Consider the following 19,580-nt stretch of genomic DNA (forward strand, 5'->3'; position numbering starts at 1 on the left):
ATCGTACAAGCACTTGATTTAGAACGACAATCAAATCAACCACCCTCATTTAAAGACATCTCTGCCGATCATACAAACATTGAAACGGTTGCAATCATGGAAGAAACAGGGATTATCAAAGGGAGCAACGGCCATTTTCGTCCCTACGAGAATTTGACCCGTGGGCAAATGGCTGCGATTCTCGTCCGTACGTTTGAATTGGATACAGCAGTGAGTGACGCTCATTTCCAAGACATTCAAGCCGACCATTGGGCCTACACTTACATTAATACAATCGCTAAAAATCAAATCGCTTCCGGCTACGAGGATGGAACGTTCAGGGCTTACAATGATACAACAAGAGCACAATTTTCTGTCTTTCTCGTCAATGCACTCAAAACAAAACAACCAAAGGACATTGATGAGAGTTTACTAGGAAAAGTTGGACCTGTGATCGTTGAAGGAGATTACGCTTACTCCATTGAGGATCGGCAGCTCGTTCGCCGTCATGTCGTAAGTGGTGAAAGAGAAACCTTATTAACGCGAGAGGATATTCAGGGGGATCTCTTTGTCAATCCACCGAGCGATTATTATGCTCAATGGGATGGTAGGGGCTTTATTGATGAAACGTCGTTAATGATCCATAACAACACCCTGTACTATTTGGTTGAATACAGCTTCCATACAGGGGGCGCAGTTGAGTATCCTGAATACCATCTATATCAAGCGAACCTAGATGGAACCAATCGTGACTTAGTGTATGGGGAGTCGATGAAAACCGTCGTCCATCCCTATCTTATTGATAAGCATGTGTACTTCATTGATCACTATAACCTCTATCGCGATACGACGATGGAACACAAATTGCTGCGTGTAAATGTGGATACTGGAGAGGTTCAAACCATAAAAGAATTGAACGAATTGCCATATCGCTCAAACGGGCATAGACGTGGTGAATCACAGCCTTATTTGTTTGATTATTACGGTGTATACGCTTATTACATCGAGGATAACCAGCTTATTCGCCTTCATTTAGAATCCCTACGTTCCCAACCAGTCTACCAAGGCGAGGTGGATGACTTCTTTTTCGAAGATAACCAGCTTGTCATTGCAAAAGGCGATGAATTAATCATCATGAACACAGATGGTTCGAATCAGCGGGAGTATTCCCGTTAGGACGATCCAGCTGAATAAAAAGATGAATCACATGAGGCTGGGACATAACGAACGTGTATGATTGAAAATGCGAACAATGCTCAACCTTAGCGGAGGAAATATACGTAGACAATGGCAAGGGTGAGACCCCACAGTGCGTAAGCACAAGGAGGCTCACCATCCGCCCTCGGATAGCGAAGTATAGTTCCGAAGCAAATGCTATGCATCAACGATCATAACGTTCGGATTTCTCAAAAACTCTTTTGTCCCAGCCCCTTGTTTTTGAATCTAGTTTCTTTTACGTGAACAGGGAAACTATTTAAGAAACTCTCTTCACTCTTTTGTCATTTGCTCGACTACTCAGGTCTTCCATGAAATTGCGCGGGGGTATTTTGAAAAAAAAAGAATACCCCACTTTCTTTTGTTCCAACACCTCATGTTTTATATGCCTCTTTTGCTAACTATATAATGAACGGACATTAGTTTTCAAATAAAAAGCGAAGTACGAATAGGAAAATATAATTTCGTGTTGAATTGCTTATAGGTGAAGTTTTGATCAAATTCTGTTTCTTAATCTGAAGGAGGAGACGAACATGATAAACACCGTTTCTGTGATTGGACTTGGAGGAATCGGCGCCGCCTATGCAAGCAGACTACATGATATGAACCCAAAAAGTATTCAAGTAATCGCGAGTCAAGAACGAATCGAGCGCTACAGAAAACAAGGAATTGCCATCAACGGCATGCGGTACGATTTTCATTATATTGACCCAAAAGAAAAAACGGAACCAGCTGATCTTGTATTGATCGCTGTAAAATATGACGGCCTTGACCAAGCCATTGAAGACATCAAACATCATATCGGGCCCAATACGATCATCATGTCCCTTATGAACGGGATTTCTAGTGAGGAAATTCTTGCTCATACATACGGAAGCGAAAACATTTTACACGCCATGTGCGTAGCCATTGATGCTCTCCGAGACGGTACATCTATCCGCTTTACAAACATAGGAAGGATTTGCTTTGGTGAAAAGAAAAATGCCACGTTATCTCCTAATGTGCAAAAGGTGAAAGAATTGTTTGATAGGGCGAATATCCCCTATGAAATCCCAGAAGATATGCAGCATACCATGTGGTGGAAGTTTATGATTAATGTTGGGGTGAATCAGACGTCTGCCGTATTAAAAGCTCCTTATAAAGTGTTTCAGGAAATACAAGAAGCACATGATTTTATGACCTCGGCCATGAAGGAAGTGATCGTTTTAGCTGAGAAGCTGGGCGTTCACTTAACCGAACGCGATCTAAATAAATTTGACCGTATTTTAAAGGAAGGGCTAAGTCCTGAAGGGAAAACTTCAATGCTACAAGACATTGAAGCTGGCCGAAAAACCGAAGTGGAATTTTTAGCTGGAACTGTTTGTAAGCTTGGTAGAGAACATAATGTTCCTACACCCATTAATGACATGCTTTTTAAAATGATCCGATCGCTTGAAAAAATGAAGGCGTTAAATTAATGGAAAAAGAGGGGTTTACTCCCCCTCTGACTAATCCAACAATCTTTTACAATCGGTCCCACCTTACTCGAAGCAAGCGATTAAACAATGGATTCGATGACAATAACAGACCATCCTTTTCCTTTGTAAGCATTGTAGCCCTCCGTTAAACAATAGGCGTGAATTTCATTGTTTTCAAACGTGTAACCACGCTTATCTCTACCCGACACAACATTATCTACAGCTCTCAAGTGCGTGAGCTTCGTTTTTAAAATCCCTGACCGATCCTTTGAAGCAATCACATATCCTTCTGAATTAATCACATAAAGCTTACTTTTGTCATCAAGCTTGACCCGATCAATGATATCGTAAATGAATTCCCAGTTAAATCTCGTCGTGAAGACACCGATGACCTCTCCAGCATCGTTTCGAACAGGACTGGAATAGCCCATCGTATGTCCACCCACAACAGAGGAATGGTACATATCTGTAACATTAACCTGATTCGTTTGTACGGTTTGTCGAAACCATTCCCTGTCAGCCATGTTTTTGCCAACCTCACTTTGGTTTACAGCTGCGACAATGATTTCTCCCGATAAGTCGACAACAAATAAGTCAAAATACACTTCATAAATTTCATGAATATTTTTCATAAAAGCTTGTGCCGTTTTCTTTGACTCTGGCGAAGGGTTAGTGAGACAATCTTTGATCGCATCAAATGTCGCCCAAGCTTGCACATCACAGTTTCTTTCGAATAAATTCCGGTCAATCTTATCAATCGTATCGAATGCTATATCAACGGTTCGCACAGCAATAATTTCATTCGCTTTGTTTTGAATGCTATTAATCAGCGTTTCACTTTCCTTACTTGCATTCAAGCTTTCCTCAGCAAATTTCTTAATTTCAGTCGCAACGACCGCAAACCCACGACCAGCCTCTCCAGCACGAGCAGCTTCAATTCCTGAGTTTAGGGCTAAAATATTCGATTTCGTTGATATATCTTGAATCTTCTTCATTACCTTTTGCATTTCATGATTTTCTTGCTTTAACTCATTCATTAATACCGACACATTCAAGCTTTTCTCTAGCGTGCTCTCCACAATCTGCATCCCCTTTTATGTATATAATTTCTAATTTAATAGAAATTATATCATAGTTCGACGGTTGTTATTCGAACTTTTCGGAATTTTGAGTGGGATATTTATTATCTTTTACAGCTTTGTAAAAAGTACGGCTCTCTAGGTTCCAACAACTGCTTTGTTTTTGTTTTGCATCGTCGTTACCTCGCATTTTGTTCGTGTTACTTCATTATTTGTAAAACAACTGAAAAAAACTCAATCTCCCTTTATAAATCTTCCTAGCAGGCTTATGTTTTACTCACTCGTACGAATCTGGGTGAACTGCTAGGCTTAAAAAATAAAATGCTATTGAAACTTCTCGTCTGTCTTGTGCTCATTTAAGCAACAAATTGAAGAATATGGAATCGAAAAGTTTATTGAGAAGTGCAAGGACACCATCTTTGACTATGAACGTCAATGGCGAACATTCACAGAAGCCATTGGCTACTGGATCGATATGGATGACCCATACATCACCCTAAAGAATGAGTATATTGAGAGTGTTCGGAATATTCCTATCGATAATCCGTGAAAAAGGATTACTTTACAAAGAGCATAGGATTGCCCCTTATTGCCCTGGTTGTCAATTCATCTTTAAAAGTCGGTTTAATCTATGTAGACATCGATTTTTTGAATTAAAATTTTACTTGGTGTAAAAATTTTCGAAATCAATCCTCCTCTATCCAGATAAGGAGTCACCCCTACCCCTTCTTTAAATTTTCACAAAACTCTGTTATATTATTTTTGAGGGAGGTATGCATTTTGAATACATCAATTCCTATTAGAAGTATCATCTTTTTTATTTTAGCTGCGGTTTGGGCCGTCGCCGCTATTGTATTCTTAGGGGACATGCTGTTTTGGTTATTTATTTTAATGATTGGAGTAAATCTTTACTCTGGTTTGCGATTAATTAAGAAGCAAAGGGAGAGCGATTAGTTGCTATCCTTTTTTTACACATTTGCTGCGTTTAATAATATAACCAATTTAGATATTCTTTCGAGAAAAAACTGCCCTATTTGAATAGAGCAGTTGCTACACCTTGCCATTTAACGTTGTTCTAAGCGTGCAATTCTTTCATCTAAGTCAGGGTGAGATGAAAAAAGTTTCACGATTCCGCCATTTCCGTTAATCTTCATTGTTTGGATCGCAGAATCATCGGTGCGGTCACTAACATTGGCACGCTCCACGTACGCTTTCAACGAACGTAGCGCATGAGTCATTTTATCACGCCCTGCTAAATCAGCGCCTCCTCGGTCAGCATGGAATTCTCGGTACCTCGAGTAAGCCATTACGACAATACTCCCAAGAATCGAGAATAAAATTTGAAAAATAATAATTGCTGCAAATTGAACAATCCCTTGCAATTCAGAACGCACTAAGCGAGACACGAGAATCGCTGCAATTCTTGAGAAAAAGACGACAAAGGTGTTCACTACACCTTGCAGCAACGTCATCGTAACCATGTCACCGTTCGCCACGTGCGCTACCTCATGAGCAATGACGCCTTCAACCGCATCATCATCCATCGTGTTTAATAATCCTTGCGAAACAGCAACGAGTGAGCGTTTCTTTGAAGGGCCTGTAGCAAAGGCATTGACCTCAGCAGAAGGATAAATTCCTACTTCAGGCATATGCGTTAACCCAGCTGCTCGGGAAAAGCGATGAACCTTTTCCACCACGGCACGTTCTTGTGCAGTTAATTGACCATTTTGGTCCAATACTTTGACCTTCATCATTTTTTTTGCTACCCAGCGTGACATGGCTAGTGAGATGAACGACCCTGAAAACCCTACAATTAAGCTAAAAACCATTAGCGCAGTAAAATCAATTCCTAATCCAGAACCACCCGTCTGAAAGGAACCGTTAATGCCTGTAAATGTCGTAATTAACGACCAAACAATGACAATCGTCGTCATGACAAGAATATTTGTAACAATAAGAAGCAATAACCGTTTCCCCATTCTTTCGCCTCCATTTCATAATGTACTAGTATAGTTTAACATGATTCTGCTATCAGATCAGGAGGGGCAGATTTTGAATACCATAAGGATGGGCAGGGATGTATGGAGTTGGATATTTTAACAATGCAAATTATTCTGGCAATCACCTACATATAGACAATTTTAAAGACGAATTTACCCCTTTTATTCAAGCAATAGCTTGGAAAAGGCCTGATGAAAATAGTAATAATCCCTTGTATACACATAAACTAGTATTCGCAGGAGGTTTGCCAAAAAAGGAGTTTTTCAGTACATGATCCATCGGGCAAAATCACAGGCGAAAAAACACAATAAACAATTCCTTATAAAACAACTCATGATCGATCACTACCCAAAAGAAATACTTTTAAAACCATCAATGATTAAACGTACCCCAACGCCAATTAAAACAATTCGAAAAACAAACATAATGACTTCACTTTTTAACCGTTGATTAAAAGCTGCCCCTATTTTAGCACCGAACCATGCTCCTATCGTCAAACATATTGCATAGGTCCATTCAATATTTCCAAGAGCAAGATGGGTGAAAGAACCTGTAATTGCCGAGAAGAAAATGACAAGCATAGAAGTAGCAACTGCTGTTCTAGGCGGAAATTGAAATAGTAAAACCATAACTGGAATTAATAGTGCTCCTCCGCCAATCCCGAATAAACCCGCTAAAAAACCCACGACAAAAGCTACGGTTAAGGCAATTGGTAAATTGTAACCATATTCAATCTCTTCTCCTTCATCATTTGTTCCTTTTATTACAATAGACTTATGAATCTTAATTGGCCATCTATATTTCGATGGCCCAAATTTGTTCTGTGACTAAATTTATTGTTTATAATGTACATGATTTAACGAAATTATAAAATTTGATATTGAATTACCTTTCAATTTTCAATGTGAGATTGGATATTTTCGATAAAACATCAACTCTTATATCGGTATTTCATCGAAATGTACACTAAATCTCCTTAAAATATTGGATAGTTACGTTTTTACGAAACAAACATGCTATAATATAAAATGGAAAATATTATGGAATTAGGAGTTGGAAATATGAGCACTGAAAATAGAGATAATCCAAATGTATACAAATTAATTGCTATCATTTGTCTCATTTTAATCCCACTCGCAGGTGGTATCGGTATTGTGTTCGATATTAATCGAGATCCAATACAGCTTCTTATAATGGCGTTAAGTTTTTCAATACTTAGTTGGATAAATTGGTCTAGGTATAAAGAAAAATCTATTCAAAAGTAATTTAATGCGTGTACCTGCACATCATTCGTCAAAGCTTAGTCAAAGAAATCGTTCCCTTCCGATTTTTGTAAATGCTGTTTATTATTTCTCTCTTATCTTTAGATTTCTCGTCATCATGCCAATTACGCTCATTTTCAGACCTATACCCATGTTCAATTAATTCCTATATATAAACAAATGCCTGAGCTACTTCATACAATGTTTAAAAAATGGAGTTGATCTTCATGGCGAAATGGATTGACGTATCAACATCACAGCATCAATTAAAACTTTTTGATGGAAACAGGCATATAAAAACTTATCCAATCGCAGTTGGAAAAATATTATCACCAACACCTACTGGAACATACACAATTATTAATAAACAATATAACCCTGGCGGATCATTTGGCGTGCTTTGGATGGGATTGTCAAAACCTCATTACGGTATCCACGGAACAAATAACCCAGCTTCAATCGGCAAAAATGTCTCACATGGGTGTATCAGAATGTTTAATCATGATGTTCTAGACTTATCATCTAAAGTTCCGATTGGTTCTAAGGTTTTTATTCATAAATGACTCTATTGAAATGCTATGAAAATAACATTAAAAAAACTACACATTATTTATAGCTTTATGTATTGCATATATGATCTATCCAATTATTCAGTTTGTATTCGTAAAAGACATATTTTAATTGAAATAACTGCATATAAAAAGTATAATAATCCTAATAAAGCATAGTAATATAAAAGACCGTTGGTGTTGCCAACACCAACGGTCAAGCAATAGAGTTGTCCTCAACATTCGGTTCAGCGAAATAGACCAACCCCGAACTTCACAGGCTCAGGGAGGTCTATTTTTTTTTGTCTTTAGACAGTAAAATACTGTTAAATTGACATTTACCTACATTACATGTGAAACTGTTTTGAATACATTTAGAGAAAAGGTGCGTTATAACGCCTGCTATAGGATTTTCAACAAGAAAGGATTTCCTCCCGTAGCCTCGATTAAACTCGTCGCTATTCAGAAAACTCGAACGTTTAAATAACATATAAGTAATTTGGTTCGATTGTTAAGTTGACAGGAGTTTGGCCAATCATTTCCCCATCTCCATGAACCAATAATGGTGATTCAGAGAAAATTTCAATTTCTTTTCCTCTGTAAATGGTTACAGAAGGATGGTTGATATGACGCCCTTTAAAAACCGATGGGAATAAATATAATAGTTCCCGTTTGGTTAATTCTTGTACGATACATATATCTAAAAGGCCATCATTATTTTGGGCATCAGGACAAATGGCCATACCGCCTGCATAAAAGGGTGAATTAGCGATTGCAATGAGCCATACCTTAGTAAGCTTCAGTTCCGTATGGTCAATTTTTAAATGAACAGTCATTGGTTTGTACGCATGCAACACCTTTATGACTCCGATGATGTATGAAATTCCACCCATTCGAGCGATATTAAGTATTTTCTTGTATTTGGAACGATTTGTCGTTAGTGCTACTTGTCCGTCAAATCCCACTCCCACTACTGTAGCAAAATATTTATCGTCAATACGTCCAAGGTCAATCCTTTTTGGTTCATGTCTTAAAATACGCTCTAACGCTTTATCAGATCTGAGCGGGATACGTAATTGTCTACAAAAATCATTTCCAGAACCAGCTGGAATAACTCCTAAAGGTATAGTAGAACCAACTAATCCATTGATTACTTCATGAACTGTCCCATCGCCCCCTACAGCAATAATAACTTTTGTTTGCTCGTTACCGAGAAGTTCATGAACGAATGCAGTGGCTTGTTTCGGCTCCTCAGTAAAGCGAACACAATAGTTGATGTTTTTTTTAAGTAAAATTTTTTCTAAAAGGTGCCAAACTTTTAAAGCTCGCCCGTTACCAGAGACTTTATTCACAATAAAGCAATGCAACAATCTCACCTAATCCATTTGTTTTTACAAGAAATTGTTTCCTTTTAAAGGCATCTATATACAGACATAACCTAATAAAAATATCATTTAGTGAGAAGAAAAAACACGAAGATGGTTAGGCAAAACTTTAAAATGCAGGCTTTTTACATATGCTTTTTCCCCATCGAGATTAAGCGGAGCTGATTTTGGAATCGTAAATTTACATGATTTTATTTTCGTATGAGTGATGACCGAAGGATGTCCAGGAAGATTAAGGATGATTGCAAGTAATGAAATAAACAGCTGAATTCGTTTCGTTTTTTTACAGGTGATCAGATAAAAGAAGCCATCATTATGTACTGAATTCTTGATTAGACGCTCAAAAGGACCAACAGAATTGCCATTCATGATTATAAATAAAGTAAGATCTGATAGGACCCTATCAGGTAAAACTTGAATTGAAATGCTATGGGATTGTTTTGTCATTAAAAATGTTTTAAAAAAATGGAAGCAATAAGCCCACTCACCTAAATAGGATTTTAGAGAAGGGGGAGTTTTATAGGTGATATCCGACAACCAGCCCGCAGCCGCAATGTTGGCAAAGTATAAATTTCCAATTTGTCCTATGTCTATCGGTTTTAGGGCACCTTTTTCAATCACTGAAAGCGCTTCTACCATATTGCAAGGCATTCCGATATATTTTGCAAATTCATTGCTTGTGCCGAAAGGAAAGACTCCTACATTGGGTCGGTATTTTTCTTTCGCTAAAAATTGGAGTGACTGGTTTATTGTTCCGTCTCCTCCTGCAACAAAGATCGCATCCCATCTGTTTTTACATGCATTTTTTATAGGGGTTTCCATATCACTTGGTTGGATTAATTGATGAAGCGTTACACGATAATCCATTTCTGAAAGCTTTTTTAACACAAGAGGGAAGAATTTATGAGCGCTTTTTTTTCCTGAAAATGGGTTGTAAATCAACAATGCCTTTTTGATAGTTGGATTCATCATGAAAACCCCTTTCTAAAAGAGCGTGGGTGAGAATACTTTTTTTCGAGCTCTCGAATCCGATTCATGATCATTAAGGAAACCGAAGAGTAATCCTTTGATTCATTCGAAATGGTAATTTGCGGACCAATGACAATTTTTATTGGAGTACGATATCCTTTATCAACCCCAATAATCGCAATAGGTATAACAGGTACATTTGTTTTACAAGCGAAAAAAGCAACTCCTTTTTTAGGTTGAACAACTTCTCCATTTTTACACCTTTTTCCCTCTGGAAAAATACCAAAGATTTCACCGCTATGAATAACCTTTAAAGCTTGGCGTACAGGTCGGATCACAATACCACTCTGCCGTTCTACCGGAATTGCATATAGGTTCGTAAAAAACCACTTTAGAAAGCGATTATGAAACAATTCAGCTTTTGCCATAAAATGAATGTTTCGTTTGAAAATACAGGATAAAAGGAACGGATCATAATTGCTGACATGATTCGCAGCTACAATCAATGCATGATGATTAGAGATGTACTCTAACCCAATGATTTCTATTCGAAACTTTAACTGGATAAATAGCTTTAGAGCTGGTTTCAGTAAGAAGTACAGCATCATTAACGACCCTTCCATGTCTCATTTTAGTGACTATCCTATTTTTTCTGTTTTTCCTACTTCCAAATACAGTGAATTTTTTCCTCTTTTACAAAAAAGTCTGGATTGAATGCGAAAGAGAAAAGTATAAGAGTAAATAAAGAAAGGCAACCTAATTCTGCATAAGATTAATTTTATAAGAAAATAAAGAGGATGAAGAACGTGTTATATGCCTTAATTATTATCATGATTGTTTTAGTAATCATCTTTTTGAGAAAAGCTCTTCAACCAGCTAATCAGTCTTTGGAGCATAAACAAGTTACGCCACCCTCACATCCAGTCATCCTTCTAATGATTGATTCTTTAATGAATGAACCTCTTCAAAAAGCGGTTAAAGAAGGGCGTGCCCCAGCGTTTAAATTTTTAATGGAACATGGACACTACTACCCAAACGTCATTAGTAGCTATCCTACGATGTCAGTGACAATCGACAGTACGCTTTTAACTGGTACTTATTCGGACAAGCATCAGGTCCCAGGTCTAGTCTGGTTTGATGAAACCCAAAAGCGACTCGTTAATTATGGAAGTGCAAGAGCAGAGGTGTTTAAATTAGGCATTAAAAATGTGATGGAATACATTTTATATTGTTTAAATCACTCTCACCTTAGCAATGACGTGGAAACGATTCACGAAGCACTAGACAAGATAGGCTTACAAAGTGCATCAATAAACGCACTTGTCTATCGGGGAAATGAAAAAATGATCCTACGTCCTCCGAAAGCATTGTCAAAATTAAATCTCATGCCCAAATTCCAAGTCCAAACTCCATTCCTATTTTCTTATGGGGCACTGGCGCAATATCACCCAAAAAACAATCAAAATAATCAACCATGGAAAGCTTTTGGGTTTAATGACAAATTTACAGCGGAAGAACTAAAATATTTCATTCAAAACCGAAAACTTCCTTCTTTTACAATTGCCTACTTTCCAGATCTTGATAAAAATGTTCATAAAGAAGGTCCAATTCATCCTATCAACGGGATTGAAAAAGTAGACAAGGAACTTCAGGAAATATTAAATGTGTATGGTTCATGGGATAAAGCCTTAAAAGATGCGGTTTGGATCGTGATGGGGGATAGCGGACAAGCTGAAGTTGGAAAAGACAAAAATCGCTCTTTAGTCGAGTTAAGGTCAATTTTAGATTCTTATAAAATACATGATGTTAAGGAGCCGGTAAAAGAAGATGACCAAATCGTTCTAGGATTAAACGAACGAATGGCTTTTATTTATAATTTAGATCAAAATATAACAATTGAAGAGATCGTTAAACATCTAAAGCAAGACGAGCGAATTCAGATCATTGCGTGGAAAAACGGTACCAATGTTAATGCCGTTGCGGGTGGTAAAAACGGAGTATTTACCTTCCGTCCAGATGGAGAATATACAGACGAGTACGACCAGTCTTGGTTCTTAAACGGTGAATATTCCATATTAGATCTTTCAATAAACGAAAAGTTAGTTGGTTACGGTGTTTATCCGGATGTGCTGGCTCGTTTACACAGTTCGTTACATTCCCATTCCGGCAACTATATTATCGTTGATGCGAAGCCTGGATTTGAATTTGTGAGTGAAGGAACTCCTACTCACCCTGGAGGCGCAGCACACGGGTCCATACACAAACAGGATTCTTTGGTTCCAATGATTGTAACAGGTACAAGCACGAAACCTGAACATATGCGAATCGTTGATTTAAAACCTTGGATTTTACACTTATTGAGACAGGGAACGGACAAACAAAACAATATTGTCGAAAAAAGGTTTGATTAAATTTTTATAAATGAAAGAAATAAGTTCATATTACTTTACAAAAGCGGTGTAGAGGTCAGTACTTAAATCTTCTCCTCATTCAATTTACAAGCAGTTTTCATCAAATCAAAAAAAGAGGTGTTATACCATGTTGATTAAACATCAGCGTAGGATACAAAAATTCAATCAGCGGTTTAAGCCGTTTATTGAAAAAATCAAAGAGGTAATTGAAATTTTTTATTTATTGGAATATGAGGACATCATCAAAAAAAATAAACCTAAGTAGGAGCATCACTTGTTTAAACTGACTGAATATCGCTTTATCATAGCCGCATTGTTAAAAGATGCATGACCTTAAGGAAATGGTCACCATCTTTTTTTAGTACCCCGCTTTTAAATTTTAATCCAGTATTAAGTTTTGCATAGAAAGCTTTCCCCTTGAACATATTACTACATGTAAATATTTCTAAAAAGGTGAGATGTCTTGAAAGCATTACAATTTGATTATACACTGCCACGTTATCTTTTAAGCAAAGTCGGAGGAAGGTATCTCCCTTCGGTTTATTGGCATTCGCGGCTGTCATGCTTACGATTTTGCGAACAGCCGGAACCGAAGCTACCGAATGAGCACTGGGTTAAGGTAAAAGTTAAATATAGCGGCATTTGTGGCAGTGATCTTAATCTTATCTTTCTAAACGATAGTCCTGCTACTTCACCTTTTGTATCATTTCCTTTCACAATCGGTCATGAAATCACAGGGGAAATACAAGAGCTAGGGGCAAAGATTTCTCATTTCACAAAGGGCGATCGCGTTGTCATCGATCCACTCCTATCATGTATGACCCGAGGAATCGTGAAGCCTTGTCCCTCATGTATCAAAGGTAATTATAGTTTGTGTGAACAAAAAACAGAAGGAGATTTGTCACCAGGTTTGTTAATTGGTGCCTGTCGTGATACAGGTGGTGGCTGGAGTTCATATGTGGTAGCACATAAAAGCCAAGTGTTTAAATTGCCAGATGAGGTCGACGATTTAAATGGCGTGATGGTTGAGCCATTTAGCTGCGCTTTACATAGTGTTTTAAGGAATCCTCCAAATAAAAACGACACAGTTCTTGTTATAGGTGGGGGGGTCATTGGAATATCTGTGATCGCTGCGATACGGGCGTTGGATATTCCTTGTAAAATTGTGGCGTTAGTTAAGCATGAGATTCAAGCTCAGTTTGCCTCTTACTATGGTGCAAATGATGTTATCTATCTCCAAAAACCATCTTATATTCAACAGTTAACTTCCTCTCTTGATGCAAAGGTTTTAAAGCCGTTATTTGGTCCAAAGGTGATACAGGGAGGGGCCGATACAGTTTTTGAATGTGTTGGTAGAAAACAGAGTATAAATGATGGGCTTCGGTTTTCAAAAAATGGTGGAAAGGTTGTCCTTTTAGGATTAGCAGGCATAATGGACGGAATTGACTGGACGACAATATGGCTAAATGAGTTAAATGTCAAAGGGTGCTTTGCTTACAGTACGGAAGAATATCGAGGAAAAAGACTTAGGACGTTTGAGATTGCGATAGAATTAATGCGCCTTGGTAAAGTCGATCTTTCCCCTTTAGTCACCCATCGATTTCCATTAGAGAATTACTATCATGCATTTCAAACAGCAACAAAAAAAGGCACTCGTTCTGCCATAAAAATTGTGTTTGAACCTTAAAATAATAGAATAATTTGAAGGGGGCATTTACATTGAATTCATTTGCAATAACTGGTATCGATAAAAGTCCATTTCTCATATGGTTTACAGAAGGATTAAAGGGAAAATTCTCAGCTCAAGGATACAATTATTATGAAAAGCCGGTAGATGATATTCGTATTGTTTTTAATGTAATTGATATAGAAAAACCGCGTCCTTTTCGCAGACAGCAACAGGCAACCTTTGTCATTTCAATCGTGGAACAGCATGAACATCCTGAAAATACCTTTGAATCTGCTTATCCATATTTGATTAGGTCCTTAGCAAACCATTTGATTTATATCATCCACAACAAAGAAAAAACAGAAGTTTATTTCATTACTCCTGAACAAGGTTTTTATAATTTGACATATCAACCTACAAAAGAAGAAGAGTTTTTTAATAAAATTTATGAAAAATTAGAGCCGATTGCCTCATCTCAATTAGTAATAAATAATGAGTTTATCGAGGACCTACATGAGGAACTTTGGATTGGTAATGAGATTACAAAAAAAATGTATGTCTCCGGGAAAAAATTAGATGAGATGAATTTATTGCCAGCCCCATTCCCATTAGAAAATTATTTGACAAGTCGGGATATGCGACAATTAAAGAAGCTGTATGGAATCGGCGGACTTAGCTATGGAAATCTGAGCAGCCGTCACGATGAAAACAGTTTTTGGATGAGTGCAAGTGGGATTAATAAAGGCAATATGCGGGTGATTGGACAGGATATTTTATATATTAAAGGATTTAACCCCCAAAAAAACGCAATGGAAATTAGCGTTCCTCCTAATATTTCGCCGAAAAGAGCTTCTGTTGATGCCATAGAACATTGGATGATTTATAAGGAGCATCCTAAGGTTGGTGCGATTGTCCATATTCATGCTTGGATGGATGGGATACAAGCAACGGAAATAAACTACCCGTGCGGCACGATTCAATTAGCCGAAACGGTAGCCGTTTTGATACGAAAGGAAGCCGACCCATCGAGAGCAATAATTGGACTTAAAAATCATGGACTGACAATTACTGGTCCTGATTTAGACGATATCTTTGAACGAATTGATGGAGAAGTTCTTTCGCAGATACCAATGTCAAGTTAATTAAATGAAGCTTCTATTAATTGATCCCTTTGTTTCAAAGTATCTCTGCAACAAAGGGATCGATTTCTTTGTTTACTTCTAACTTTCCTAAAGCGTGAATGCACGTGATTGACTGTACTGGGTTTATCCCTGCCATGCAGCAGGTCCTGTGATTTGCATTGTGTAATGTTTCGCATTTTGTAAATGCCTTTCAGCATGATCCTGCCAGAGTATAATATTTTGAACAAACAGTTTGTAAGCAGTAGGGGCGGTATCCCTCATGACATTTAACCAATTTTGTACATTACGGTCCCTCTGTTCGGAGTTTTTGATGCAGGAGATCATGCTTTGGACAATGGTCCACTCACGTTCACCATTCACTAACCTTTGTGCGGAGCCACTTGCGGTTATCCGATGATAGGAGGCAGGGACAAGATGTGAATGCATCTCTGAATTTCCTTGTAAATCTTTTGTTTCAGGAATATAGTACAACTGCGTACTCATAGAACAAACCATCTTTTCACTATACAAACTAAGATTTAACTCCGTTGCAACGGATTCCCACATTTCGGTTTGTCTCAATAAGAAAACACCTTCTTAGAAGAATATAGGTCATTCACTTAAATAGTGTATGTTGAAAAAGCTTGGGTAGTGTCAATAAGTTTGTGTAACTGTTTTAGAGTACTCCTCCGGGCACAACCTTAGCGAAGTATATTTCCGAAGCGAATGCTATGCATCAACGATCATGACGTTCGGATTTCTCATCAATAAATACTCTTTTGTCCCAGCCCCGATTACTACTCAATAAAATTACCTATTAAAGCTCTTAAATAACTCCTATAATAAAGAATTAAAAACGAATAGAGATGGTTGAATTGTCTACTTGGGAGATGGCTGGTTATATTCTGCTATTTTTAATCATAATTTGTCAAATTTATTCTTATTGTTGAGTTTTTAAAACCATCAAAAAGCGGACAAAAAGAATACAATATCATGAATCACTAGCATTGCATAAATATAGCGGAAATTTTCAGTCTATACTTCCCCTTCAAAGGACAAAAAGTGTACCAAAGAATGACAGACTGTTTACCACTGCAATCCATCTGGTAATAAAACATATAAAACCATCGTTTTGAGAATCAAAAATGTTATAAAAAATTGATTGAACTAAGATCCGTCTTCTGCAAACAATCTAAGTTAACTCTTGTACTACGCAGTAGACAGATACTGCGTAACAAATAATTTTTTTATGAAATAAAGTACTTTATTTAAAAGGTTTTATTGATCGGGTAGGTGTTCAACAATCGGGCCAGATTGTGGAGGAATGGATTTACTTAATCATATAATTTATTATTAAACAAATAGATAGTTATACTTAAACCATTATGGGTAAAACCAATAAGGGGGAACTAGCATGACAAAGAGAAATAAAATCAGCGATAAAAAAGAGTTGTCACAAGAACAAAGTGAAGAATTACTCAGAGTATTGAAAGCCCGTTTTGAGAAAAACATGAACCGCCATAAAGGTCTTGAATGGGCTAAAGTCCAAGCAAAGCTGAATGCAAATACTGAAAAACTGTGGTCGCTCAATGAAATGGAAAGAACTGGCGGTGAACCGGATGTTGTTGGTTATGATAAAAAGAAGGACGAATACATTTTTTGTGATTGTTCAGCGGAAAGTCCTAAAGGCCGCAGGAGTGTTTGTTACGACCGTGAAGCGCTAGAGTCAAGAAAAAAACATAAACCTGAAAATAATGCTATTGATATGGCAACTTCTATGGGCATAGAACTTTTGACTGAAGAACAATATCGAGTGTTGCAGAAACTTGGAAATTTCGATATGAAAACGTCGAGTTGGGTGCAAACACCCACTGATATTAGAGAACTCGGAGGTGCACTTTTTTGCGATCGTCGCTTCGGTCACGTCTTCGTGTATCACAATGGAGCAGAATCCTACTACGCTGCCAGGGGTTTTCGTGGCTCGCTAAGGGTCTAAATTTTGCACAGAGAGATAAATTTGAATTTGAGAACGGATTACTTAGGGAAGTTTTAATTTTATTCTTCAACTAAACCAGCTAATAGTTTGCAAATATTCTTCAAAAAAACTTAAAAAATCTCATGCTATACTAAATTTATGCATACCAAATAACCCTCCAAGGTTCATTGTTGCGCAGTACAATAATACTGGAATTACCAAAAATATGAAGAGACAGTTGCATTCTAATTAAATGTCTTTTCGTATTTGATCTATACTCAGTAGATAAACTTCTATTTCAGATGACTTTGTGAAGTAATGCACTTAAATTAATAGGCGCTATTGTTGAATAAGAGTAGAAAAAAAATTGATCTACTCAAGGAAATGGAGAAATACTCTCACAGCATCGAAATAGGACGATTCAAGCTGATTGCAATAAATAGTGAATTGGAAAGAGAAGTGCAGCGTGAGCAATTCTATCATGAACTTGCACACATCCTAAGACACGCCGGACGACAAATCATGATGCCAAAAGCTTTTAGAGAACTGCAAGAATGGGATGCAAATAACTTTACGAGGTATGCAGCATTGCCACTACATATGCTAAGAGAGTTTAACTTGAATGATGATAATATCATCGATCAGCTTTCAGAAGAATTTAAGGTTACAAAAGGACTTTGCGAGTATCGACTTGAGAGGATTTATGCGAATCTAATAAACATTCGTAAGTGAAGATGAAGAGATTAAAATGAATTATATAATAAAGTTTTAATAAATGGTGTTATAATGTTATACTTGTAGTATAAAGAGAATATAATAAAAAAAGACCGATGATGCTGCCAACACCAACGGTCAAGCAATAGAACAGGTTCCCTCTAGGGTAGTCAGCCGGTTCGATAAAAATAATCCACCTAGCCTCGTAAGCTCAAGGGTGGATTATTTTTTTTGGTTAAATGACAGTACAGCTACAATCAATGTTGCAAATGTAATCATCAGCACCAAAGCTTGAAACACCGTCATTGGCATCACCCCCTTTCTGTTTGGGGATGCGCCGACCACCCTTGAGTTTCCCTATCCTATTAAATTGAATTATATCACATATTTTCCTTGTATGCTCACTTATCTCACGCTAAAACAGAATATACGTTCGTGTTATATTTTTCTATTTTGCAAGCATAACTTAGTAAATGAGGTGTTCCCCCATGCGTTGCGTTATTTACCGTCGTGTAAGTACAGAAGACCAGGTAAAGGAATGGTTTTTCCCTCGGAGCTCAAAGGATGCGTCTAACCGCTTTTGCTGAATCACAAGGCTGGATGATTGTGGATGATTACGTGGATGAAGGCTTCTCAGCAAAGAACACGAATCGCCCTGCTATGCAGCGTTTGATTGCTGATATTAAGCAAGAGAAGTTTGATGTTGTGCTTGTATATCGTCTTGATCGTTTTGAAGCTTATGGACTTACATAAGGTTGCTTTTTAGTCCTCTACAGAAGTGTTTGACACTTCTAGTGCTACTGGGAAGAATGGTTTACACAATCATTAGGACGCTGGCTCAGTGGGAGCGTGAAACGATTAGAAAACATATTTTGAGATTACGTTGTAGAGAATCGAAACGGCTAAAAATTTACACACAAGATAATTAGCCTTTCAAAACACATCTTCCCTCTCCCCTCATGCAAAAAAACCCACCTAATTCAGGTGAGTCATGTCACACTATCCCTTTATCTTCACATCATATGCCTTCAACCAGTAATCCATCTGGATAAAATGAGCAAGAAGTTGAGGCTCGGTCATAAGTTGCCTGAGCTATCTGCTGGTGTGCTTAGCTTTTAACTAAGTTTTCATCACAAAGTTGAATACACTTTTTATATGTTTGTGATAAATAATCAAGGTCTGTGTCAATAAGTGGTTCAAACATAAAGGAATTTATATGAATATGTTCAGGAGTTAGTATCATAACCTTTTCCAATAGTTCTCTAGTGTCTTCATTAATAATTCTCGTACTACTTATGACTTGATCATAAAGATAATAAGTTTGATTTGGTACATCCTTAACAAATTCCTTTTCTAATAATTTAAGCATTAACTCTTCAGCTTTTAACCTAATTGCCATCGACAAAACAATTTTATTTTCAAGGGAATTACTAGGACTCTCTGTTTCAATAATCTGATTCGTACAATCATATATTGTATCTAAAACACGTTTAGATTCTAATTTTACTAATAAATTCTGATTAACCTTAACATCAGGTATAATATCCTTATATATTTGAAACAAAGTATTCCACTTTATCTCTTTCGTGTCTTTTTTAATATGCAATAAAGATGTAAGAGTCTTAAACCACTTCTTATTATTAATTATCTCATCTAAATTTCTAAAAAAAGGAATTGAAGCACAAGGAATAATTGCAGATTCCTCCTCCTTTTTCATTGTAGCTATCCAGAAAGAAAAAACATTTTTCAAATAGACTCCTTCTTTATTAGGTCGACCATTACCAGTAAGTATAAT

The 19,580-nt window shown here is 37.2% G+C and carries 21 protein-coding genes and 1 pseudogene; 13 read left to right on the forward strand and 9 right to left on the reverse strand.

What is annotated here, in order from left to right:
* Window positions 1-1,155: S-layer homology domain-containing protein (locus tag BLT_RS22715; RefSeq protein WP_201764269.1), on the forward strand; the 1,155-nt coding region annotated here is incomplete at its 5' end.
* A 572-nt stretch (window positions 1,156-1,727) separates the two neighbouring features.
* Window positions 1,728-2,651 carry a ketopantoate reductase family protein gene (locus BLT_RS0112735; protein WP_017728181.1) on the forward strand — a complete coding sequence of 308 codons (924 nt, stop codon included), beginning with the start codon at window positions 1,728-1,730 and terminating at the stop codon, window positions 2,649-2,651.
* Between the two features lie 80 nt (window positions 2,652-2,731).
* On the opposite strand, the gene BLT_RS0112740 is transcribed toward BLT_RS0112735, so the two are convergent.
* Complete coding sequence (locus BLT_RS0112740; RefSeq protein ID WP_017728182.1) at window positions 2,732-3,730, reverse strand: methyl-accepting chemotaxis protein; 999 nt, start codon at window positions 3,728-3,730, stop codon at window positions 2,732-2,734.
* 358 nt (window positions 3,731-4,088) lie between these two features.
* On the opposite strand from BLT_RS0112740, the pseudogene BLT_RS23170 reads away from it, so the two are divergent.
* Together BLT_RS23170 and BLT_RS24050 are read left to right on the forward strand one after the other, a co-directional pair.
* Window positions 4,089-4,323, forward strand: a pseudogene (locus tag BLT_RS23170) (class I tRNA ligase family protein); the annotation flags it as partial.
* A 187-nt stretch (window positions 4,324-4,510) separates the two neighbouring features.
* A complete protein-coding gene (locus tag BLT_RS24050) occupies window positions 4,511-4,684 on the forward strand; it encodes a hypothetical protein (RefSeq protein ID WP_017728183.1) in 174 nt (57 codons plus the stop codon).
* 110 nt (window positions 4,685-4,794) lie between these two features.
* On the opposite strand, the gene htpX is transcribed toward BLT_RS24050, so the two are convergent.
* Entirely contained in the window at window positions 4,795-5,709 is a 915-nt protein-coding gene (gene htpX / locus BLT_RS0112750) for a protease HtpX (protein ID WP_017728184.1), read from the reverse strand.
* A 98-nt stretch (window positions 5,710-5,807) separates the two neighbouring features.
* Here htpX and BLT_RS0112755 point away from each other — a divergent pair, with 98 nt between their 5' ends.
* A complete protein-coding gene (locus BLT_RS0112755) occupies window positions 5,808-6,005 on the forward strand; it encodes a hypothetical protein (protein ID WP_017728185.1) in 198 nt (65 codons plus the stop codon).
* Window positions 6,006-6,075: 70 nt separating this feature from the next.
* Here BLT_RS0112755 and BLT_RS23175 read toward each other — a convergent pair whose 3' ends face one another.
* Window positions 6,076-6,519: a TSUP family transporter gene (locus BLT_RS23175; RefSeq protein ID WP_081599663.1), complete on the reverse strand. Its 444-nt coding sequence runs from the start codon at window positions 6,517-6,519 to the stop codon at window positions 6,076-6,078.
* Window positions 6,520-6,792: 273 nt separating this feature from the next.
* Between BLT_RS23175 and BLT_RS0112765 the strand changes: the two genes are divergently transcribed.
* Complete coding sequence (locus BLT_RS0112765) at window positions 6,793-6,996, forward strand: hypothetical protein (RefSeq protein WP_017728187.1); 204 nt, start codon at window positions 6,793-6,795, stop codon at window positions 6,994-6,996.
* A gap of 224 nt (window positions 6,997-7,220) precedes the next feature.
* Entirely contained in the window at window positions 7,221-7,556 is a 336-nt protein-coding gene (locus BLT_RS0112770) for a L,D-transpeptidase (protein WP_017728188.1), read from the forward strand.
* 464 nt (window positions 7,557-8,020) lie between these two features.
* Here BLT_RS0112770 and BLT_RS0112775 read toward each other — a convergent pair whose 3' ends face one another.
* From BLT_RS0112775 to BLT_RS0112785, 3 genes are all read right to left on the reverse strand, one after another.
* The gene (locus tag BLT_RS0112775; protein ID WP_236611094.1) at window positions 8,021-8,917 is read right to left on the reverse strand and encodes a diacylglycerol/lipid kinase family protein; all 897 of its coding nucleotides are present in this window, start codon (window positions 8,915-8,917) and stop codon (window positions 8,021-8,023) included.
* Between the two features lie 78 nt (window positions 8,918-8,995).
* Entirely contained in the window at window positions 8,996-9,898 is a 903-nt protein-coding gene (locus BLT_RS0112780) for a YegS/Rv2252/BmrU family lipid kinase (protein WP_236611095.1), read from the reverse strand.
* Window positions 9,895-10,503, reverse strand: a complete 609-nt coding sequence (locus BLT_RS0112785; RefSeq protein ID WP_017728191.1) for a lysophospholipid acyltransferase family protein — start codon at window positions 10,501-10,503, stop codon at window positions 9,895-9,897. Before BLT_RS0112785 ends, BLT_RS0112780 begins: the two co-directional genes overlap by 4 nt.
* 189 nt (window positions 10,504-10,692) lie before the next feature.
* Here BLT_RS0112785 and BLT_RS21910 point away from each other — a divergent pair, with 189 nt between their 5' ends.
* From BLT_RS21910 to BLT_RS0112805, 3 genes are all read left to right on the forward strand, one after another.
* Window positions 10,693-12,306 (forward strand): alkaline phosphatase family protein, encoded by a 1,614-nt coding sequence (locus BLT_RS21910; RefSeq protein WP_081599664.1) that lies wholly within the window; start codon window positions 10,693-10,695, stop codon window positions 12,304-12,306.
* Window positions 12,307-12,769: 463 nt separating this feature from the next.
* Window positions 12,770-13,993: a zinc-dependent alcohol dehydrogenase gene (locus BLT_RS0112800; RefSeq protein ID WP_017728194.1), complete on the forward strand. Its 1,224-nt coding sequence runs from the start codon at window positions 12,770-12,772 to the stop codon at window positions 13,991-13,993.
* 32 nt (window positions 13,994-14,025) lie between these two features.
* Entirely contained in the window at window positions 14,026-15,117 is a 1,092-nt protein-coding gene (locus BLT_RS0112805; RefSeq protein WP_017728195.1) for a class II aldolase/adducin family protein, read from the forward strand.
* A gap of 123 nt (window positions 15,118-15,240) precedes the next feature.
* On the opposite strand, the gene BLT_RS0112810 is transcribed toward BLT_RS0112805, so the two are convergent.
* Window positions 15,241-15,678 carry a hypothetical protein gene (locus BLT_RS0112810; RefSeq protein ID WP_017728196.1) on the reverse strand — a complete coding sequence of 146 codons (438 nt, stop codon included), beginning with the start codon at window positions 15,676-15,678 and terminating at the stop codon, window positions 15,241-15,243.
* Between the two features lie 832 nt (window positions 15,679-16,510).
* On the opposite strand from BLT_RS0112810, the gene BLT_RS0112815 reads away from it, so the two are divergent.
* Together BLT_RS0112815 and BLT_RS0112820 are read left to right on the forward strand one after the other, a co-directional pair.
* A complete protein-coding gene (locus tag BLT_RS0112815) occupies window positions 16,511-17,092 on the forward strand; it encodes a DUF4256 domain-containing protein (protein WP_017728197.1) in 582 nt (193 codons plus the stop codon).
* A 324-nt stretch (window positions 17,093-17,416) separates the two neighbouring features.
* Window positions 17,417-17,803, forward strand: coding sequence for an ImmA/IrrE family metallo-endopeptidase (locus BLT_RS0112820; protein WP_017728198.1), 387 nt, complete (start codon window positions 17,417-17,419; stop codon window positions 17,801-17,803).
* Window positions 17,804-18,007: 204 nt separating this feature from the next.
* Here the strand turns inward: BLT_RS0112820 and BLT_RS24955 are convergent, their stop codons facing one another.
* Window positions 18,008-18,097: a putative holin-like toxin gene (locus tag BLT_RS24955; RefSeq protein WP_394295513.1), complete on the reverse strand. Its 90-nt coding sequence runs from the start codon at window positions 18,095-18,097 to the stop codon at window positions 18,008-18,010.
* Window positions 18,098-18,349: 252 nt separating this feature from the next.
* Between BLT_RS24955 and BLT_RS24490 the strand changes: the two genes are divergently transcribed.
* The gene (locus BLT_RS24490) at window positions 18,350-18,538 is read left to right on the forward strand and encodes a recombinase family protein (RefSeq protein ID WP_026105109.1); all 189 of its coding nucleotides are present in this window, start codon (window positions 18,350-18,352) and stop codon (window positions 18,536-18,538) included.
* A gap of 355 nt (window positions 18,539-18,893) precedes the next feature.
* Here BLT_RS24490 and BLT_RS0112835 read toward each other — a convergent pair.
* Window positions 18,894-19,580, reverse strand: a 687-nt coding sequence (locus tag BLT_RS0112835; protein ID WP_017728199.1) for a hypothetical protein, incomplete at its 5' end; no start/stop codon positions are given.

Source organism: Halalkalibacterium ligniniphilum (genome assembly GCF_000334155.1).
In the GTDB taxonomy this organism is placed as follows: Bacteria; Bacillota; Bacilli; order Bacillales; family Bacillaceae_D; genus Halalkalibacterium; species Halalkalibacterium ligniniphilum.